Origin of the sequence: Pseudomonas sp. BF-B-15 (genome assembly GCF_019946675.1) — a bacterium.
Classification (GTDB): Bacteria; Pseudomonadota; Gammaproteobacteria; order Pseudomonadales; family Pseudomonadaceae; genus Aquipseudomonas; species Aquipseudomonas migulae.
The window spans coordinates 15,558-33,480 of record NZ_JAGYFZ010000045.1; the positions used below are offsets into that span (position 1 = coordinate 15,558).

At 60.2% G+C, this 17,923-nt stretch carries 13 protein-coding genes; 5 read left to right on the plus strand and 8 right to left on the minus strand.

Annotation, left to right across the window (positions count from 1 at the left end):
* Positions 1-2: 2 nt before the first annotated feature.
* The 4 genes from KGA97_RS16040 to KGA97_RS16055 all read right to left on the minus strand — a co-directional run bounded on the left by KGA97_RS16040 (position 3) and on the right by KGA97_RS16055 (position 5,494).
* The gene (locus KGA97_RS16040) at positions 3-917 is read right to left on the minus strand and encodes an ABC transporter permease subunit (protein WP_008035385.1); all 915 of its coding nucleotides are present in this window, start codon (positions 915-917) and stop codon (positions 3-5) included.
* A 171-nt stretch (positions 918-1,088) separates the two neighbouring features.
* Complete coding sequence (locus tag KGA97_RS16045; RefSeq protein WP_008035383.1) at positions 1,089-2,222, minus strand: branched-chain amino acid ABC transporter substrate-binding protein; 1,134 nt, start codon at positions 2,220-2,222, stop codon at positions 1,089-1,091.
* A gap of 365 nt (positions 2,223-2,587) precedes the next feature.
* Positions 2,588-3,871 carry an NAD(P)/FAD-dependent oxidoreductase gene (locus tag KGA97_RS16050; protein WP_008035381.1) on the minus strand — a complete coding sequence of 428 codons (1,284 nt, stop codon included), beginning with the start codon at positions 3,869-3,871 and terminating at the stop codon, positions 2,588-2,590.
* A gap of 132 nt (positions 3,872-4,003) precedes the next feature.
* Positions 4,004-5,494, minus strand: a complete 1,491-nt coding sequence (locus KGA97_RS16055) for an aldehyde dehydrogenase family protein (protein WP_008043154.1) — start codon at positions 5,492-5,494, stop codon at positions 4,004-4,006.
* Positions 5,495-5,668: 174 nt separating this feature from the next.
* On the opposite strand from KGA97_RS16055, the gene KGA97_RS16060 reads away from it, so the two are divergent.
* The 3 genes from KGA97_RS16060 (at position 5,669) to nadE (ending at position 8,849) form a co-directional block, all read left to right on the plus strand.
* On the plus strand, positions 5,669-6,574 hold the full coding sequence (locus KGA97_RS16060) for a LysR family transcriptional regulator (protein ID WP_008043152.1): 906 nt from the start codon (positions 5,669-5,671) through the stop codon (positions 6,572-6,574).
* Between the two features lie 216 nt (positions 6,575-6,790).
* Positions 6,791-8,017 carry a nicotinate phosphoribosyltransferase gene (gene pncB, locus KGA97_RS16065; RefSeq protein ID WP_223435564.1) on the plus strand — a complete coding sequence of 409 codons (1,227 nt, stop codon included), beginning with the start codon at positions 6,791-6,793 and terminating at the stop codon, positions 8,015-8,017.
* 4 nt (positions 8,018-8,021) lie between these two features.
* Positions 8,022-8,849, plus strand: a complete 828-nt coding sequence (nadE, locus tag KGA97_RS16070; RefSeq protein WP_008043144.1) for an ammonia-dependent NAD(+) synthetase — start codon at positions 8,022-8,024, stop codon at positions 8,847-8,849.
* 164 nt (positions 8,850-9,013) lie between these two features.
* Here nadE and azu read toward each other — a convergent pair whose 3' ends face one another.
* On the minus strand, positions 9,014-9,460 hold the full coding sequence (gene azu / locus KGA97_RS16075) for an azurin (RefSeq protein ID WP_008035372.1): 447 nt from the start codon (positions 9,458-9,460) through the stop codon (positions 9,014-9,016).
* A 343-nt stretch (positions 9,461-9,803) separates the two neighbouring features.
* Between azu and KGA97_RS16080 the strand changes: the two genes are divergently transcribed.
* The gene (locus KGA97_RS16080; RefSeq protein WP_008035363.1) at positions 9,804-10,391 is read left to right on the plus strand and encodes a TIGR00730 family Rossman fold protein; all 588 of its coding nucleotides are present in this window, start codon (positions 9,804-9,806) and stop codon (positions 10,389-10,391) included.
* 68 nt (positions 10,392-10,459) lie between these two features.
* Entirely contained in the window at positions 10,460-10,651 is a 192-nt protein-coding gene (locus tag KGA97_RS16085) for a hypothetical protein (RefSeq protein ID WP_008035362.1), read from the plus strand.
* Between the two features lie 162 nt (positions 10,652-10,813).
* On the opposite strand, the gene KGA97_RS16090 is transcribed toward KGA97_RS16085, so the two are convergent.
* From KGA97_RS16090 to KGA97_RS16100, 3 genes are all read right to left on the minus strand, one after another.
* Positions 10,814-11,704 carry a transglutaminase N-terminal domain-containing protein gene (locus KGA97_RS16090; protein WP_223451715.1) on the minus strand — a complete coding sequence of 297 codons (891 nt, stop codon included), beginning with the start codon at positions 11,702-11,704 and terminating at the stop codon, positions 10,814-10,816.
* Positions 11,704-14,190 carry a circularly permuted type 2 ATP-grasp protein gene (locus tag KGA97_RS16095; RefSeq protein ID WP_008035360.1) on the minus strand — a complete coding sequence of 829 codons (2,487 nt, stop codon included), beginning with the start codon at positions 14,188-14,190 and terminating at the stop codon, positions 11,704-11,706. Before KGA97_RS16095 ends, KGA97_RS16090 begins: the two co-directional genes overlap by 1 nt.
* 88 nt (positions 14,191-14,278) lie before the next feature.
* Positions 14,279-17,554: a DUF2126 domain-containing protein gene (locus tag KGA97_RS16100; RefSeq protein WP_223481083.1), complete on the minus strand. Its 3,276-nt coding sequence runs from the start codon at positions 17,552-17,554 to the stop codon at positions 14,279-14,281.
* Positions 17,555-17,923 lie beyond the last annotated feature (369 nt).

Consider the following 17,923-nt stretch of genomic DNA (forward strand, 5'->3'; position numbering starts at 1 on the left):
GCTTACACCTTCGACACAAGAGGACGGCCGAGCAGGCCTTGGGGCCGAAAGACCAGAACGAGAACGAGCAGCGAGAAGCTGAAAACGTCTTTGTAGTCCGAGTTGACCAGACCCGAGAACAGCGACTCGGAAATCCCGAGGATGATCCCGCCGAGCATCGCGCCAGGCAGCGAGCCGATCCCGCCGAGTACCGCTGCGGTGAACGCCTTGATGCCGATGACGAAGCCTGCGTAGAAGTCGAACGTGCCGTAGTTCATGGTGATCAGCACGCCGGCCAGGGCCGCCATTGCCGCACCGATGATGAACACGTAGGAAATGACGCGGTCGGTGTTGATCCCAAGGATGGAGGCCATCTTGCGGTCTTGCTGGGTGGCGCGGCACATGCGGCCGAGCTTGGTGTACTTGATGACGTAGGTCAGCAGGGCCATGCCGGCGAATGCGGCAACCAGGATGAAGATCTTGGTGTAGGTGAGCTGAACGAAGCCGCTTCCGACTTCCACTCGCCATGCACCGGTCAACAGGGTCGGTACGCCTTGTTGACGGGCGCCCTGTGCGATCTGTGCATAGTTTTGCAGGATCAGCGAAATACCGATGGCGCTGATCAGCGGTGCCAGTCGGGTGGAGTTACGCAGGGGTTTGTAGGCGACACGCTCGATGACCCAGCCATATACCGCTGTGACGATGATGGTGAAGACCAGTGTGCCAAGCATCAGCAGAGGGAAGGATTCAATACCGAAGTATGCCAGCAGAGCCAGACTGATTGCCGCGAGGTAAGCGGAAATCATGTAAACCTCGCCGTGGGCGAAGTTGATCATGCCGATGATGCCATAGACCATTGTGTAGCCGATGGCGATCAGGCCATAGACCGACCCGAGGGTCAGGCCGTTGACCAGTTGCTGCAGGAAAATACCATCCATAACGCAATCTCACGCATTTGAGAGACTGCACAGAAGCGAGGTGCGACGGACCGGGGTTCAGCCACCCGCGCAACACGGTTGTGTGCAGCTCTACGAGAAAAGACAGGTACTGCACGGACATGTTCTTCGATTGCCCGGCGCTCAAGGCGCCGGGCAGATCAACAGCTCATATCACTTCTGTTTTTCCAGTTGGTGGTATTTGCCATCCTTGTCCCACTGATAAACCACGTAGTCGGAGACTTTCAGGTCGCCCTTGGCGTCCCAGGTCTTCTCGCCCATCACGGTTTTAACCGGGTTTTTCTTCAGCCACTCAGCCGCTTTTTCGCCGCTGTTGGACTTGGCGCCGTTGAAAGCAGCCGCCAGGGTCTGAACCGAAGCGTAGGCGTACAGGGTGTAGCCTTCTGGCTCGGTGCCGGCCTTGCGGAAGGTGTCTACCACGGTTTTGCTGTCTGGCAGCAAGCGTGGGTCGGCACCGAAGGTCATGTACACGCCATCAACGTTCTGCGGGCCACCGGCGGTGGTCACGAGTTCGTCAGTAACGATGCCGTCATCGGACATGAATTTGACGTCCTTGAGGCCTTGTTCACGCAGTTGGCGAACCAGTGGACCGGCTTCCGGGTGCAGGCCGCCGAAATAGACGACATCGGCACCGGCTGCACGGATCTTGGTTACCACGGCGCTGAAGTCTTTCTCGCCGCGGGTCAGGCCTTCGTACAGAACCGGCGTTACGCCGCGCTTGGCCAGTTGAGCCTTGGTGGCGTCGGCCAGACCTTGGCCGTAGGTGTCTTTGTCGTGCAGAACCACGACTTTCTTGCCCTTGAGCACGTCGACGATGTAGTCGCCGGCAACGATGCCCTGCTGGTCGTCACGACCGCACATACGGAACATGGCGCTCAGACCACGCTCGGTCACCTGTGGGTTGGTGGAACCCGGAGTGATTGCGATGATGCCTGCTTCGTCGTAGATCTCGGAGGCCGGGATGGTCGACGAGGAGCAGAAGTGACCAACCACGCCTGCCACTTTCTGGTTGGTCAGGTCCTTGGCGACCGTCACAGCCTGTTTCGGTTCGCAGGCGTCATCGCCCTTGACCAGTACGATTTTTTCCCCGTTGACGCCGCCCGACGCGTTGATTGCGTCGGCTGCTGCCTGTGCACCCTTCATGTACTGCTCGCCAAATGCTGCGTTGGCGCCTGTCATAGGACCCGCAACACCGATTTTTACGTCAGCCTGTGCAAACGCAGAAACACCCAGCGCAGCTGCCACTGCGAGGGCCAGAAAGCCTTTCTTGTAAAACGTCTGGGACATGAGGTGGTGCTCCAAGGTTTTTTTTTAGTTGGCACTGCGACTTCACTGAATGCTCAGAGCAAGGGCCGTGCCATCGGTTTTTTATTCTGAAAAAAGTCGCTGCTTTATTGTTATTTCGACTGTTTCGAGCCCATTTTCATTGGGCGTGCAACCGTCTAAACCGCGGAAGGTGAAACCATTTATTTTTTAAGGCGCAACCCGCACGCGCCATCATTGCAACCGCGGCGCCAAACGACGTGCAACCAGCCTGTAACAACGTGCGTCACCGAAGTGCACACTGCTGGTGCGGTACTGCTACAACCCGCACCTTTTACAGGCTAGCCGCTGCGCCGAAAAGCGCCGCTTCCAGCAACAAATTTCAACAATCAAATCACGATCCGCAGGCACTGGCCCGCGTGATACAGCGAAAACCCCGCCTCATATAGACAGCTACGCAGCCCCACCCCCGCCAGTGGCTGCATGGGTGCGAAGGGAATCGGCAGCGCCTGAGGATTTCCGTTACACAAATAATCGGCAAAGGCTTTGCCGACCACCGTCCCCGTAGTCACGCCCCGACCGTTGTAACCGGTGACTGCCACTAAACCGGGCGCCGGTTCGAACAGGCGCATCAAATGATCGGGCGTAAACGCGATGCAACCGGTCCAGGTGCACTCCCATTCCACCTGTTTGAGGTACGGAAAATAGTGCTGCTGAACCCGGTCGGCCCAAGCCTTGAGGAACCAGGTCGGCTTCTGATTGCCATTACCCAGACTGCCGAGCAACAGGCGACCGTCTTTGTCGCGACGAATACTGCTGAGCACCTGCCGGGTGTCCCACGAGCCCTGGCCACCCGGGAGGATTTGCTGCGCGGCGTCGTCAGTCAGCGGCACCGAGGCCACTTGATAGTAATAACCGGGGAAGAAATTGCGCCGCAGTTCCGTCCAGTCACCTTCGGTGTAAGCGTTGGACGCAATCACGACTTGCTCGGCAAGCACCGAACCCTGCGCCGTTTGCACCGACCAGCGCTGGCCCTGACGTTCGAGCCTGGTCACGGGAGAATGATCGAACAGCCGACCACCAAGGCCGATAGCCGCCTTGGCCAGCCCCGTGGTGTAAGCCATCGGGTTGATCGTGCCGGCACGCTTGTCGAGCAACGCAGCGGCGATCTTTTTGGTGCCGGTTGCTTGTTCGCAGGCTTGACCAGTCAGCAGTTCCACCGGGGCGCCGCGACGTTTCCATTGTTCTTCACGACTGCGCAAATCCGCTTCGCCACGGGCGTTGTGCGCCATGTGCAACGTGCCTTCGCGGCGTAACTGGCAATCAATGTTGTATTTGTCGACCAGGCTGAACACCAGGGACGGCGCGGCACCCAGCATGCGATTGAGCTGACTGCCCACCGCTTCGCCGAACCCGGCTTCGATCTCGTCCGGTGGAATCCACATGCCGGCGTTGACCAGCCCGACGTTGCGTCCAGAACCGCCATGACCGGCACGATGAGCTTCCAGCACACACACCGTCTTGCCTTGTTCCAGCAGATGCACCGCCGCCGACAGACCGGTGAACCCGGCACCGATGACGCAGACATCGACCGTTACTTCGCCCTTGAGCGCAGCATTGTCGGGCCTTTGCGGCGTCAGTTTTTCCCACAGACACTCTTCGCGTAACGGCATTGCCAGACTCCAACAGAAACCTAACAAACAACAAAGCAAAAGCTTCGCGGGCAAGTCGGATCGCCGCCCGCTCGCTCCTACAGGTGTTGAGTGATCCTGTGTAGGAGCGAGGCTTGCCCGCGAAGGGGCCCATCAGTCGAACGTAATGCCCTGCGCCAACGGCAACTCCAGCGAGTAGTTCACGGTGTTGGTCTGGCGGCGCATGTACCCGCGCCAGGCATCGGAGCCCGACTCACGGCCACCGCCGGTTTCTTTCTCGCCACCAAACGCGCCGCCGATTTCCGCGCCGCTCGGGCCGATGTTGACGTTGGCGATGCCGCAGTCGCTGCCCACTGCGGACATGAATTGCTCGGCTTCACGCACGTCAGTGGTGAAGATGCACGAAGACAGGCCTTGTGGCACGGCATTGTTCAAACGCAGGGCTTCGTCGAAGTCTTTGTAGCCGATCACATAAAGAATCGGCGCGAAGGTTTCGTGGCAGACCACGTCGCTCTGCTCCGGCATTTCAACAATGGCCGGCGAGACGTAGTAAGCGTTCGGGTATTTGTCTTCCAGCTGACGCTTGCCGCCGAAGACCCGGCCGCCCTCGCTCAAGGCCTGCTCCAGCGCATCCTGCATGTTGTCGAAGCTGTGTTTGTCGATCAGCGGACCGATCAGGTTGCCTTCCAGCGGGTTGCCGATACGAACTTTCGAGTACGCGGCTTTCAGGCGGGTGACGATTTCTTCTTTCACCGATTCGTGAGCGATCAGGCGACGCAACGTGGTGCAGCGCTGACCGGCAGTGCCGACGGCGCTGAACAGGATGGCGCGAACGGCCATGTCCAGGTCTGCGCTTGGGCCGAGGATCATGGCGTTGTTGCCACCCAGTTCGAGAATGCTGCGGGCGAAACGTGCGGCGATTTTCGGTGCCACTTCGCGGCCCATGCGGGTGCTGCCGGTGGCGCTGATCAGCGCGACACGCGGGTCATCGACCAGTGCTTCGCCAGCATCGCGACCGCCAATGATCACCTGGCTCAGGTGCGCAGGTGCATCGCTGAAGTTTTTCAGTACGCGGTCGAACAGCGCCTGGCAGGCCAGTGCGGTCAACGGGGTTTTCTCCGACGGTTTCCAGATCACCGGGTTGCCGCAGACCAGCGCCAGCGTGGTGTTCCAGGCCCAGACCGCGACCGGGAAGTTGAACGCACTGATCACACCCACGACGCCCAGCGGGTGCCAGGTTTCGCGCATGTGGTGGCCTGGACGCTCGGAGGCGATGGTCAAGCCGTACAGTTGACGGGACAGACCGACGGCGAAGTCGCAGATGTCGATCATCTCCTGAACTTCACCCAGGCCTTCCTGAGTGATCTTGCCCGCTTCCCAGGACACCAGCTCGCCGAGGTCGGCCTTGTATTCGCGCAGGATGTCGCCCAGTTGACGCACCAATTCGCCACGGCGCGGGGCCGGGACCTTGCGCCACAATTCGAACGCATGATCTGCGCGACTGATGTGCTGCTCGACTTCAGCGGCGCCTTCCCAGTTCACAGAGGCGATCTTGCTGCCATCGATCGGCGAATGCACCGGCACTTTGCCGTTCTGGTACAGGGCCGGGTTCACACCAAGACGATCAAGCAATGCGGCAACCATGGGTCACTCCTCGAGCTAAAACAGAAAACGTGCAGCCGGAATATCACGGCTGATCAGACCTGTAGTTTTAGCTCGCCGGAGGTTACCCAACAAACGACCTTTAAGAGAGATATCATTCCGTTTATTCATGCTGCGAATTGCTGGTCAGCAAGAAACAAGAAAAAAGGACAACCCATGCTGAATAAACGCTACCTGCCGTCGATCACTGCACTGCAGTGTTTCGAGGCCGTGACCCGGCATTTGAGCTTCACGCGGGCCGCCGAAGAGCTGAACCTGACCCAGAGTGCCGTCAGCAAACAGGTCGCGCAACTCGAAGAATTGTTGCAGCACCTGTTGTTTCGTCGAGTACGCCGACGCCTGCAAATGACCCCGGCCGGTGATTTGTATCTGGTTGAGGTACGAAAAATCCTCACGCAAGTCGAGATGTCGACCCATTACCTGCGTTCCTACGGCGGTGAGACCGAAGTCCTGCGCGTCTCGACGCCTCCGACGTTCGGCGCCCGCTGGCTGGTCCCCCGTTTGAAGGGCTGGCGACTGCGCCATCCGTCGATTCATCTAGACCTGTGCAGCGAGCAGGAAGCCGATGACCTGCTGCAAGGTCGCAGCGATCTGGCGTTCTATTTCGGCCAGGGCTCACGGCCCCGCACCGAATGCCTGAAGCTGTTCGGCGAAGAGCTTGTTCCGGTGTGTGCACCGAGCAGCCTGCCGGCCACGCCGTTCACCGATCCGACGCAACTCACCGACCTGGTCCTGCTGCAAAACGCCTCCCGGCCGCAGGCCTGGCACGACTGGTTCGACAGCCAGGGTTACCACACCGAACACAGCTACCACGGCCCGCGCTTCGAAACCTTTTATATGTGCATCCGTGCCGCACAGGTCGGCTGCGGCGTGGCGCTGCTGCCGCGGTTTCTGGTGGAAGAGGAATTGGCCGACGGCAAACTGGTCATTCCCTGGCAGCATGCGATGCCCAGTTCCGACGCCTATTACCTGGCGTACCCGGAGCATTCGGCGGAAGTGCCGAAGGTGCGGGATTTTGTGAAGTGGATGCTGGAGCAGATCGACAGCCCTGTAATGCCTTGAGGACGCCTTCGCCGGCAAGCCGTGCTCCTACAGGTTTCGGGCCAGACAAAGGTCCTGTAGGAGCCGGGCTTGCCGGCGAAGAGGCCATCGGCAGCGGCACAACCCTCACAAAAAAACACTGGCAATACCCCGCGCTGATATGCGCCACTAGCCCCCATCATTGAAACAGCTGCAACGTCGCCGCCACGGGCCGCGGCCAGCCTGGAGAATCCCGTTATGAGCGAGAGTGTGTTTGCCGATCGCATCGTGCAGAACCTGCTCGACACCGACTTCTACAAACTGACGATGATGCAGGCGGTGCTGCACAACTACCCGAACGTAGAAGTCGAATGGGAGTTTCGTTGCCGTAATAGTGAGGATTTGCGCCCGTACCTGGCGGAAATCCGCTTTCAGATCGAGCGCTTGGCCGAGCTGAGCCTGAGCGCCGACCAGTTGAGTTTCATGGAGCGCATCAGCTTCATGAAACCGGATTTCCTGCGTTTTCTCGGGTTGTTCCGCTTCAATCTGCGCTACGTCCACACCGGCATCGAAAACGGCGAACTGTTCATCCGCCTGCGCGGACCGTGGCTGCATGTGATCCTGTTCGAAGTGCCGCTGCTGTCCATCGTCAGCGAAGTGCGCAACCGCTATCGCTACCGGGAGATCGTGCTGGTACAGGCGCGTGAACAGCTCTATCGCAAGTTCGACTGGCTGACCGCGAATGCCGGCAGCGACGAATTGTCCGAATTGCAAGTAGCCGATTTCGGTACTCGCCGTCGCTTCTCTTACCGTGTGCAGGAAGAAGTGGTGAACGTGCTCAAGCACGATTTCCCCGGGCGCTTCGTCGGCACCAGCAACGTGCACCTTTCGCGAGAGCTGGACATGAAACCGCTGGGCACCATGGCCCACGAGTGGATCATGGCCCACCAGCAACTGGGCCCGCGGCTGATCGACAGCCAGATCGCCGCCCTCGATTGCTGGGTCCGCGAGTACCGCGGCCTGCTGGGGATCGCCTTGACGGACTGCATCACCATGGATGCCTTCCTCAACGACTTCGACCTGTTCTTCGCCAAGCTCTTTGACGGTCTGCGACATGACTCCGGAGATCCGGTGATCTGGGCGGAAAAGGCGATCGCCCACTATCAAAAGCTGGGTATCGACCCGATGAGCAAGACGCTGACGTTCTCCGACAGCCTGACGCTGCCCAAGGCGCTGGAAATATTTCGCGCATTGCGCGGTCGGATCAATGTCAGCTTCGGCATCGGTACCAACCTGACGTGCGATATTCCGGGTGTCGAACCGATGAGCATCGTGCTTAAAATGGCGGCCTGCAACGGCCAGCCGGTGGCAAAGATCTCCGACGAGCCTGGCAAGACTCACTGTAAAGACCCGAATTTCGTTGCCTATTTGCGACACGTTTTCAAAGTTCCTGCCGCCCTTTCCAGCACACCAAGCAAGGAGTGAATTCATGCAAGCCGTACAGCGTGAGATTGCTGAGCAGCTCAAGGTTCAACCGCCATTCGCCGACGAGGCCGCCCTCGAGGCTGAAATCGCGCGGCGCATCAGTTTCATCCAGGATTGCCTGGTCAATTCCGGGCTCAAGACACTGGTGCTCGGGATCAGCGGCGGCGTCGATTCCCTGACCGCCGGCCTGCTGGCGCAGCGCGCCATGTGTGAACTGCGCACCCGCACCGGTGATGACAACTACAAGTTCATCGCCGTGCGCCTGCCGTACGAAACCCAGTTCGATGAACACGACGCCCAGGCCTCGGTGGATTTCATCAAGCCAGACGAGCGCCACACCGTGAACATCGGCCCGGCGGTCAAATCCCTGGCCAATGAAGTGGCAGCGTTCGAAGGCAAGCACGCGGTCTCGGTGGATTTCGTCCTCGGCAACACCAAGGCGCGGATGCGCATGGTCGCCCAGTACACCATCGCCGGCGCGGCCCATGGCCTGGTGATCGGCACCGATCATGCAGCGGAAGCGGTGATGGGTTTCTTCACCAAATTCGGCGACGGCGCCTGCGACCTGGCCCCGTTGAGCGGCCTGGTAAAAAATCAGGTCCGGGCAATTGCCCGCAGTTTCGGCGCGCCGGAATCGCTGGTGGAAAAAGTCCCGACGGCGGACCTTGAAGACCTGTCGCCGGGTAAACCGGACGAAGCGTCCCATGGCGTGACGTATGCCGAGATCGACGCGTTCCTGCATGGGCAGCCGGTGCGTGAGGAAGCGTTCAAGATCATTTGCGATACGTACAGGAAGACCCATCACAAGCGGGTGATGCCTTTCGCCCCATAAGATTTGGGTTGTCAGTCCCGACGCTATCGCCAGCAAGCTGGCTCCTACAAGTACCGCGCGGTCACTGTAGGAGCCAGCTTGCTGGCGATGAACGATGACGCGGTCAAACGCCGGGCACAAAAAAAGCGTCCCAAGTGGACGCTTTTTTTATGCGAGCGATTCGCTTACTTCAGCGTAACCGTGCCTTTCATCATCGAAATGTGGCCCGGGAACGAGCAGAAGAAGCCGTATTTCTCGGCAGCATCAAGCTTGGACACATCGAAGGTCACCGAGTCGGTTTCCTTGGAGCCGATGATTTTGGTGTGAGCGATAATGCGCGCATCACCTTCTTTCAGGTAGTTCTTGTCGATGCCGGCAGACAGGCCATCGGTAGCGATCGGCTGCATGTCCGCTTCTTTGCTCAGCACCCAGTTGTGGCCCATGACGTTTTTCGGCAGGTTGCCGGAGTGGGTCAGTTCAACGGTGAAGGTCTTGCAGCTTTTGTCGATTTCGATGGCCTTGGTGTTGAAGGCCATTTGGTCGGTGGAATCGATGGTCGTCTTGCACTCGGCAGCCATCAATTGACTGCTGGCCAGTGTCAGCAGGGATACCGCAACAAGTTTGGCAAACATGGTGAATCTCCAAGGCAGGGTTAACAAAAGTGCGAATGGACAGAAGACTGCCTGAAAACTTCGCAAGTTCCTATGACCTGAATCAAAAATTGTATACAACTTTCGGGCTATGACACCTATCGAAACAATCTACCAGCCAGACGTCTAGGGCGGCCCTATCATCAGGTCGTCATCACTTATACGGAGCGTCTGTCATGTCCATCAATAGCCTGTTGTGCAGTTTGCTCGCCGCTTACGCCTGTGGCGCCAGTGGCACCTGTGAAACGTCCCGGCGTGAAGTTTAGACCTTGGAGCATAGCGCCTCTGCCTTTACTCTGTGGCCATCCTGACCATGGAGTAAGGCATGTCTTTAGCGTCCGTTTGTGTATTTTGCGGTGCCAGCACCGGCACCAACCCGGCTTATCGTGAAGCCGCTGTCGCCCTCGGGCGAGCATTGGCCGAGCGCAAGCTGACCCTGGTCTATGGCGGCGGTGCCGTCGGGCTGATGGGGATCGTCGCCGACGCCGCACTGGCGGCCGGCGGTGAAGTGATCGGGATCATCCCGCAAAGCCTCAAAGACAAGGAAATCGGTCACAGCGGCCTCACGCGCCTGGAAGTGGTCGACGGCATGCATGCGCGCAAGGCGCGGATGGCCGAGCTCAGCGACGCCTTTATCGCGCTGCCCGGTGGCCTGGGCACTCTGGAAGAACTGTTCGAAGTCTGGACCTGGGGCCAGCTCGGCTACCACGGCAAACCGCTGGGACTGCTGGAAGTGAACGGTTTCTACAGCAAGTTGACCGGTTTTCTTGATCATATCGTCGGCGAAGGCTTCGTTCGCGAAGCACACCGTGACATGCTGCAAGTGAGCGAATCGCCGCACACCCTGCTCGATGCACTGGACGCCTGGCAGCCCTCGGTACTGCCAAAATGGGCCGAGCAAAAACCCAGCTAACGGCTAGGCACCGATACAGGGCAGAATATGCGCCGCTCAACCTCACCTTCGACCCCAGAGGATCGCCCATGGCTAAACCTAATTATTCCTTCGCCAAACGTCAGAGAGACTTGGCCAAGGAGCAGAAGAAAGAGGAAAAGCTTCAGCGCAAGAAAGCTTCAGCTGAAGAAGACGCCGCCGCACTGAACCCGGAAGCAGACGGTGAAGTGACCGCAGAAAGTGATGTTGAAGCACCGAAAGATCAGGCACCCGACGCCTGAGACCCTCAGGGCCCGATGATCTGATCAGGCCCACCGGATCTGTGTCCCGTGTAGGAGCGAGCTTGCTCGCGAAGATATCGAAGACAGCGCGTTTTTCCAGACAGGACGCGTCATCGTTGACGTCCATCGCGAGCAGGCTCGCTCCTACAGGGTGGATCTTTGTTACTCCAGTGGCATCACGGTGACCCGGACTTCCGGATCGTGATTTCCGCCCCCCAGAATCACCCCGCGCAACGGCGATACATCGGAGAAATCCCGGCCCCAGGCCAGGGTGATGTGTTCGAGTGCCGGTTGCACATTGTTGGTCGGATCGAAATCCACCCAACCCAACACCGGGCAAAACACTGAAACCCAGGCGTGTGATGCATCGGCACCGATCAGCCGCGGCTGGCCCGGTGGCGGCTGAGTCAGCAGGTAGCCGCTGATGTAACGCGCCGCCAACCCACGGGAACGCACGCACGCGAGCATCAGGTGAGCGAAGTCCTGGCACACCCCGCGACGGCGCTCCAGCACTTCCACCAGAGGCGTTGCCACCTGAGTGGCCTCGGCGTCGAAGGTGAATTCGCTGAAGATTTTTTCCATCAACGCCTGGACGCCGAGCAACAGCGGCCGGCCTGCCGGAAAACAACTTTCCGAGAATTCGACGAAGTTGCGCTTCAAATGCACATACGGCGATTCAAACCGGTAACGACACGCTTCGAGCACGTCGGACGAAAGCGGCTGGCTGCTGTAGGTCAGTGCGTTGCGGGTTTCTTCCCAGGCCGGCGATTGAGTGAAATCCAGCGTTGGCCGGGCCAGCACTTCGACGGTAAGACTGGCGTTGACCAGTAACTCATCGTGAGGCCGCTCGAACGCCAGCCGGGTCAGTGGATTGCCGAATACATCCAGTTCATCGCGGCGCGCCGTCGGGTCGGGGCTGATCTGCAATTGTTGCGCAGTACAACGCTGCCAGGCGCACGAGCGCGGCCACAGATGCGCCAACTGCTGAGCGAGGGACACCGGGCTGTCGTAGTGATAATGGGTGTCATGGAAAATCTGGTAATGAGCGCTCATCAGACGGACACCGTGCGTTGGCTGACATCATCGACGTGGGCGAAATGGCGCAATGCCAAACGATCCGACACCTGCCCGCTCGCATCGGCGATCTCTTGCAGCAGGTCGGCCAGGCCATTGATGGCGGCGCGTACGCTGGCTTCACCGAACAGCGAATTCTCCAGACACCCAAGATCAAAGCGCGCCAGACGCTCCACCAGAAACGGCAGACCAGCTTCGCGCGGCACACCAAAATCATCGTTCAAACGTTTAAGCGTGCGGGTCACCAGCTTCAACTGGAACAGCACCGCATGCGGGTTTTGTTCGTCGAGCAGCAACAGGTCCAGCACCGGAATCAATTGCGCCACCGCCAGATACCGCGAGCGGTAGGTGATGCTGCTGTTACCCAGCTCCAGCAGCCACTCCAGCCCGGCCTGATCAAAGGCGCCGCTACCGCGCAGAAACGCCGCGAGGCTGCCGCTGAGAAATTGCAGGCGTTCGATCCGTCGACCGATCATCAGGAAGCGCCAGCCTTCGTCCCGGGTCATGTCGTCCAGTGCAAAACCAGACAGTGCCGCCAGCGACATCACCAGACGGTTGAGAAAATCCAGCAACTCGCCGAAATCCGGTTCTTCGGTTTCCAGCTCGACGGCCTCGCGCTGCAACTCCACCAGCGCTTGCCAGTTTTCCCGCGAGAGCTTGCCGCGCACTTGCGACGCCGCCCACTGCAAGCGCTGCAGGTTGGAACGCAGGCTGAACGGCCAGTCGTCACCAAGCAACGCCGCCAACAAACGTTCAGGCAGCTCGCCTTCTTCGGGCAGCAACATCAGCCGTTCACCCAGATCGACCGCAGCGTCCAGCGCCTGCGGGTCATCGCCATCGACGTAGCGCGCCAGCATGATCCGCAGCAACCGCGCACTGTCATCGCAGCGCTCGCAGTAACGGCCGAACCAGAACAGGTTTTCCACCACCCGCGACGGCAAATACGGATCGCGTCGCACCAGATCGTGCACGCCAATGTTGCGCTGGGCTTTCCATTGTTCGCCGCTGGGTGGCCGGTCCCCCAGCACCCAGGTGTCCTTGCTCGCACCGCCGCGTTGCATCGACACCACTTCAGCGTCGGCCTCGGCGGCCACCCGGGTCAAACCGCCAGGCAGAACCCTATACCCGTCGCGACTCGCCACTGCGTACACGCGCATGCCGATGGCCCGAGGTTGCAACTGACCGCCCTCGGCCTGCCAGATCGGCGCCTGGGACAATTGCGCAAGTTCTTGCGCCACATAGGCATAAGGTCGTGCCTGCATGCGCTCGGAAAGCGCCTGGCGCTGTTTTTCACTCAAATCGCGGCCAAACACCGGCGCGAAGCTCTGTGAGGGGAACGCTGGTTTGATCAGCAATTCCGGCAGTTTTTCCAGCGCTTGGGCCAGCACCGGCGCTTCGCCGCACCACCACGTGGCGATAGAGGGCAGGATCAACTCTTCGCCGAACAGGAATTGATTGATCTTCGGCAGGAAGCCCAGCAACCCCGGCGATTCCAGTACGCCGCTGCCGAGTGCGTTGGCCACCAGCACCCGTCCTTGTCGCACGGCTTCGAGCAGGCCCGGCACACCGAGCGCCGAGTCGGTGCGCAGCTCCAGCGGATCACAGAAGTCGTCGTCGAGCCGACGCATGATCGCGTGGACCCTGCGCAGGCCGCTCAAGGTTTTCAGGTAAACCGTGGCATCGCGCACCGTGAGGTCGCCGCCCTCCACCAACGGATAACCGAGTTGCCGCGCCAGGTACAGGTGCTCGAAATAGCTTTCGTTGAAACGCCCCGGTGTCAGCAGCACCACCAACGGCACTTCATCGTCGCTTGGCGCCTGACGGGCCAGGGTTTCCTGAAGCGTGCGGAAGAACCCGGCCAGATGCTGCACCTTCAAATCACGGTACAACTCGGGGAAGGCCCGGGACACGATCGTGCGGTTTTCCAGCGCGTAACCGGCGCCGGACGGTGCCTGGGTTCGATCCGCCGTCACCCACCAGCGACCGTCGGGCGTGCGCGCCAGATCCACGGCATACAGATGCAGAAAGGCCCCGTCGGGCGGCGAGATGCCCTGACAAGGCCAGAGGAAGTTGTTGTGGCCGAATACCAGCTCAGCCGGCAACAAGCCTTCAGCGATCAACCGTTGCGGGCCATACAAGTCCGCCAGCACAGCATTCAACAGTCGAGCCCGCTGGGCGATCCCGGCCGACAAGTGCTCCCATTCATCCGCAGCGATCACGTGCGGCAGCAAGTCCAGCTCCCACGGCCGGTCCGCGCCCTTGGGATCGGCATAGACGTTGTAGGTCACGCCGTTTTCCTGGATCTGCCGGGTCAGCAGTGCCTGACGCTGCACCAGCTGCGCGGGCGTGCTGCGTTGCAACTGGTCGAACAACCGACGCCAGTGCGGGCGTACGGCGCCACTGTCGTCGAGCAGTTCGTGATAAGTGCCCGCCGTCAGCGGGTAGCGGTCAAGCAGGTCAGGCATGGAAAGCTCGGCAGACAGCAAGGAACGGTCAGACTAACGCACGCTCATGACGCCCGGATATACGAAAAATCCGAGCGTCGCGTACGGTTTAGAAACGTCGCAAATCGAGAGTCATCGGCAGCTCGTCGTTTATTTCCAGAATTGGTATAGGAAGTTTCCCCGGGCTGTGTCCGATGCGGAAGAAACGCGCCATCCTCCGACTCTCGGCTTCATTGGCGTTCACCGGCAAGCTGTCATAGTTGCGCCCGCCCGGATGGGCGACGTGGTACTGACACCCCCCCAGCGAACGCTGCATCCAAGTGTCGAGCAGGTCGAACACCAGCGGCGCATGGACCGGGATCGTCGGTTGCAGACAGTTGGCCGGTTGCCAGGCACGAAAGCGCACGCCTGCGACGAATTCGCCAACCCGGCCGGTCGGCTGCAAAGGCACCGGAACGCCGTTGCAGGTCAGCAAATAGCGCTGCGGTGCCAGGCCGGTGAGCTTCACCTGCAAGCGCTCCAGGGATGAATCCACGTAGCGCACCGTGCCGCCGACCGCGCCCTCCTCGCCCAGTACATGCCAAGGCTCCAGCGCCTGACGCACTTCCAGTTCGATGCCGCTGACGGCGTAATCGCCGACCTTGGGAAAGCGAAACTCCAGATGCGCGGCAAACCACTCGGCCCGCACCGGATAACCCGCGGCATTGAGGTCGACGATCACATCAGCGAAATCCTGCTCGATAAAGTGTGGCAACAGGAACCGGTCGTGCAATTCCGTGCCCCAGCGCGCCAGTTTCGGCGGCGCATAAGGCTCGCGCCAGAACCGCGCAACCAGCGCTCGCAGCAACAACTGCTGAGCCAGGCTCATGCGCGCATGGGGCGGCATTTCAAAAGCGCGCAACTCCAGCAAGCCAAGGCGCCCCGTTGCGCCATCGGGCGAATAAAGCTTGTCGATGCAAAACTCGGCGCGATGCGTGTTACCGGTCACGTCGATCAGCAGATTGCGCAGCAGCCGGTCGACCAGCCACGGCGCGCATTCCTCGCCGGGTTCAGGCATCTGGGCGAAGGCGATTTCCAGCTCGTACAACGCATCGTTTCGCGCTTCATCGACGCGCGGCGCCTGGGACGTCGGGCCGATGAACAATCCGGAAAACAGGTAGGACAACGACGGGTGGTTATGCCAGTAACTGATCAGGCTGCGCAGTAAATCGGGACGGCGCAGGAACGGTGAGTCAGCCGGTGTCGCGCCGCCCAGTACGAAATGGTTACCGCCGCCGGTGCCGGTGTGTCGGCCGTCGATCATGAATTTTTCAGTGGTCAGCCGCGTCTGGCGCGCTTCTTCGTAGAGAAACTCGGTGCGTTCGACCAGTTCATCCCAGGTGGCGGACGGCTGCACGTTGACCTCGATCACGCCTGGGTCCGGGGTAATGCGGAAGTTACTCAGGCGCGGATCGCTTGGCGGCTCATAGCCTTCCAGCAGCACCGGACAATGCAGTTCCTCAGCCGTGGCCTCGATTGCAGTGACCAGCTCCAGATAATCCTCGACCCGCTCCAGCGGCGGCATGAACAAGTACAACCGCCCCTCCCGCGCCTCGGCGCAGAACGCGGTGCGTGTCAGCCAATCGGCGGATTCGTCGATTTCCAGATCACGCTCGACCGCTTCGGCCGCGGCGGCGGGGCTGCTCAACTGCTGAGTATTCGGGAGCGCCGGGAATTCCTGATTGGGGTCGTTGGGATAGATAAAGGGATACTCGGCGGCTTTCACCCACGGCTGCGAGCCCAGCGGCAAGCGATAACCCAGTGGCGAATCGCCCGGCACCAACCGGCAGTGCTCGTCGCGCAGGTACCAGCGACCGCTTTGCCACTGATCGCCCTTGGCGGTGCGCGCCAATGGCAACACCTGGCCGATCACTTTATCCAGTCCCTGACTGAAGACTTTGCGCAGTCGCGCACGCTCCAAGGGTTCTTCCAGACGCGAATCTTCGGCGCTGACATTCAGCGGCAAAGTGCCTTCGCGCCAGAGGTAATAGAAATTGTCTTCGTAGGCTGGGAACACAAAGCGTGTCGGAATTTTCAGGCGTTCGGCGACACTCGCCAGAAAACGCCCAGCCAGTTCGCCATCGGCACCGTAGTCTTCCTGCTCATCGGCAATCAGCGCGCTGTTGTGCCAGATCGGCACACCATCGCGACGCCAGTAGCAGTTCAGCGACCAGCGCGGCAGTTGCTCGCCGGGGTACCACTTGCCTTGACCAAAATGCACCAGACCTTTGGGTGCGTAATGTTTGCGCATGCGCTGGAACAGCTCGGCGGACAAACGCCGCTTGTCTGGCCCCAGCGCGGCGGTGTTCCACTCGGCGCCGTCCGGATCGTCGATGGAGACGAAGGTCGGCTCGCCGCCCATGGTCAGGCGTACGTCGCCTTCCAGCAGGTCGGCATCGATCTGTCGGCCCAGCGCCTGGATCGCCAGCCACTGATCTTCGGTGTAGGGCTTGGTGACGCGCGGCGCCTCCCAAATCCGCTCAACGGACATTTCGTGGGTGAATTCGCACTCGCACGGTTCCACCAGGCCACTGATCGGTGCCGCAGAGCCCGGATCGGGACTACACGCCAACGGAATGTGTCCTTCACCGGCAAACAGGCCTGAGGTCGCGTCCAGGCCGATCCAGCCGGCACCGGGCAAATAGACCTCGCACCAGGCGTGCAAATCGGTGAAATCCACTTCGGTACCCGACGGGCCGTCGAGGCTTTTGACGTCGGCGGTCAGTTGAATCAGATAACCGGAGACAAAACGCGCCGCCAGACCCAGGTTACGCAGCAGTTGCACCAGCAGCCACGCCGAGTCGCGGCAGGAACCGGAGGCATGTTCGAGTGTGTGTTCGGGCGTTTGCACGCCCGGCTCCATGCGGATCAGGTAGCCGATGTCCTCGCTCAGGCGCTGATTGAGCGCGACGAGGAAATCCACGCTGGGCAGCGGCGTGCGGTCGATACCGTCCAGATAGGCCTTGAATTTCGGCGTCAGCGGCAGGGTTTCCAGGTACGGCGCCAGTTCCTTGCGCTCGTCCGCGGCGTAGGCAAACGGGATTTTTTCCGCGTAGGGTTCGAGGAAGAAGTCGAACGGATTGAATACGGCCATTTCCGCCAGCAGATCGACCTCGATCCGCAGTTCCTCGGTTTTCTCCGGGAACACCAGACGCGCCAGGTAATTACCTTGGGGGTCTTGCTGCCAGTTAATGAAGTGCTGCTCGGGCGAGACTTTCAGCGCATACGACAGTATCCGCGTACGGCTGTGGGCGGCCGGGCGCAGGCGAACAATCTGCGGACCGAGCTCGACAGCGCGGTCGTAGCGGTAATGCGTGACGTGGTGCAATGCGACATGAATCGACACGGCGTGCCTCCTGCGAGCCTTAAGCGTTATCGAAAGCGCGCAAGACTTATGCCATCCAGTGGCGCTGGCGCTTTCTCCGGTTGCTTGAGGCAGTACAGCACCAAAATCGGGCGATGCAGGAAATTGGTTTGGGGGCGTTGCACGCAAATGTGGCGACCAGTGGGCTGTCAGCTGGAATTGGCTGCGGCTGTAGTGGCCTCATCGCGAGCAGGCTCGCTCCCACAATGATCTCTGTCGTTCACAAATTCTGCATCCAAAGAAAAACCTGTGGGAGCGAGCCTGCTCGCGATGAGGCCAGTAGCTACACCCCATTATCTGACTCTGAAAACGCCCGCTTGGTTGCCGCACACAAAAACGCCAACCCGAAGG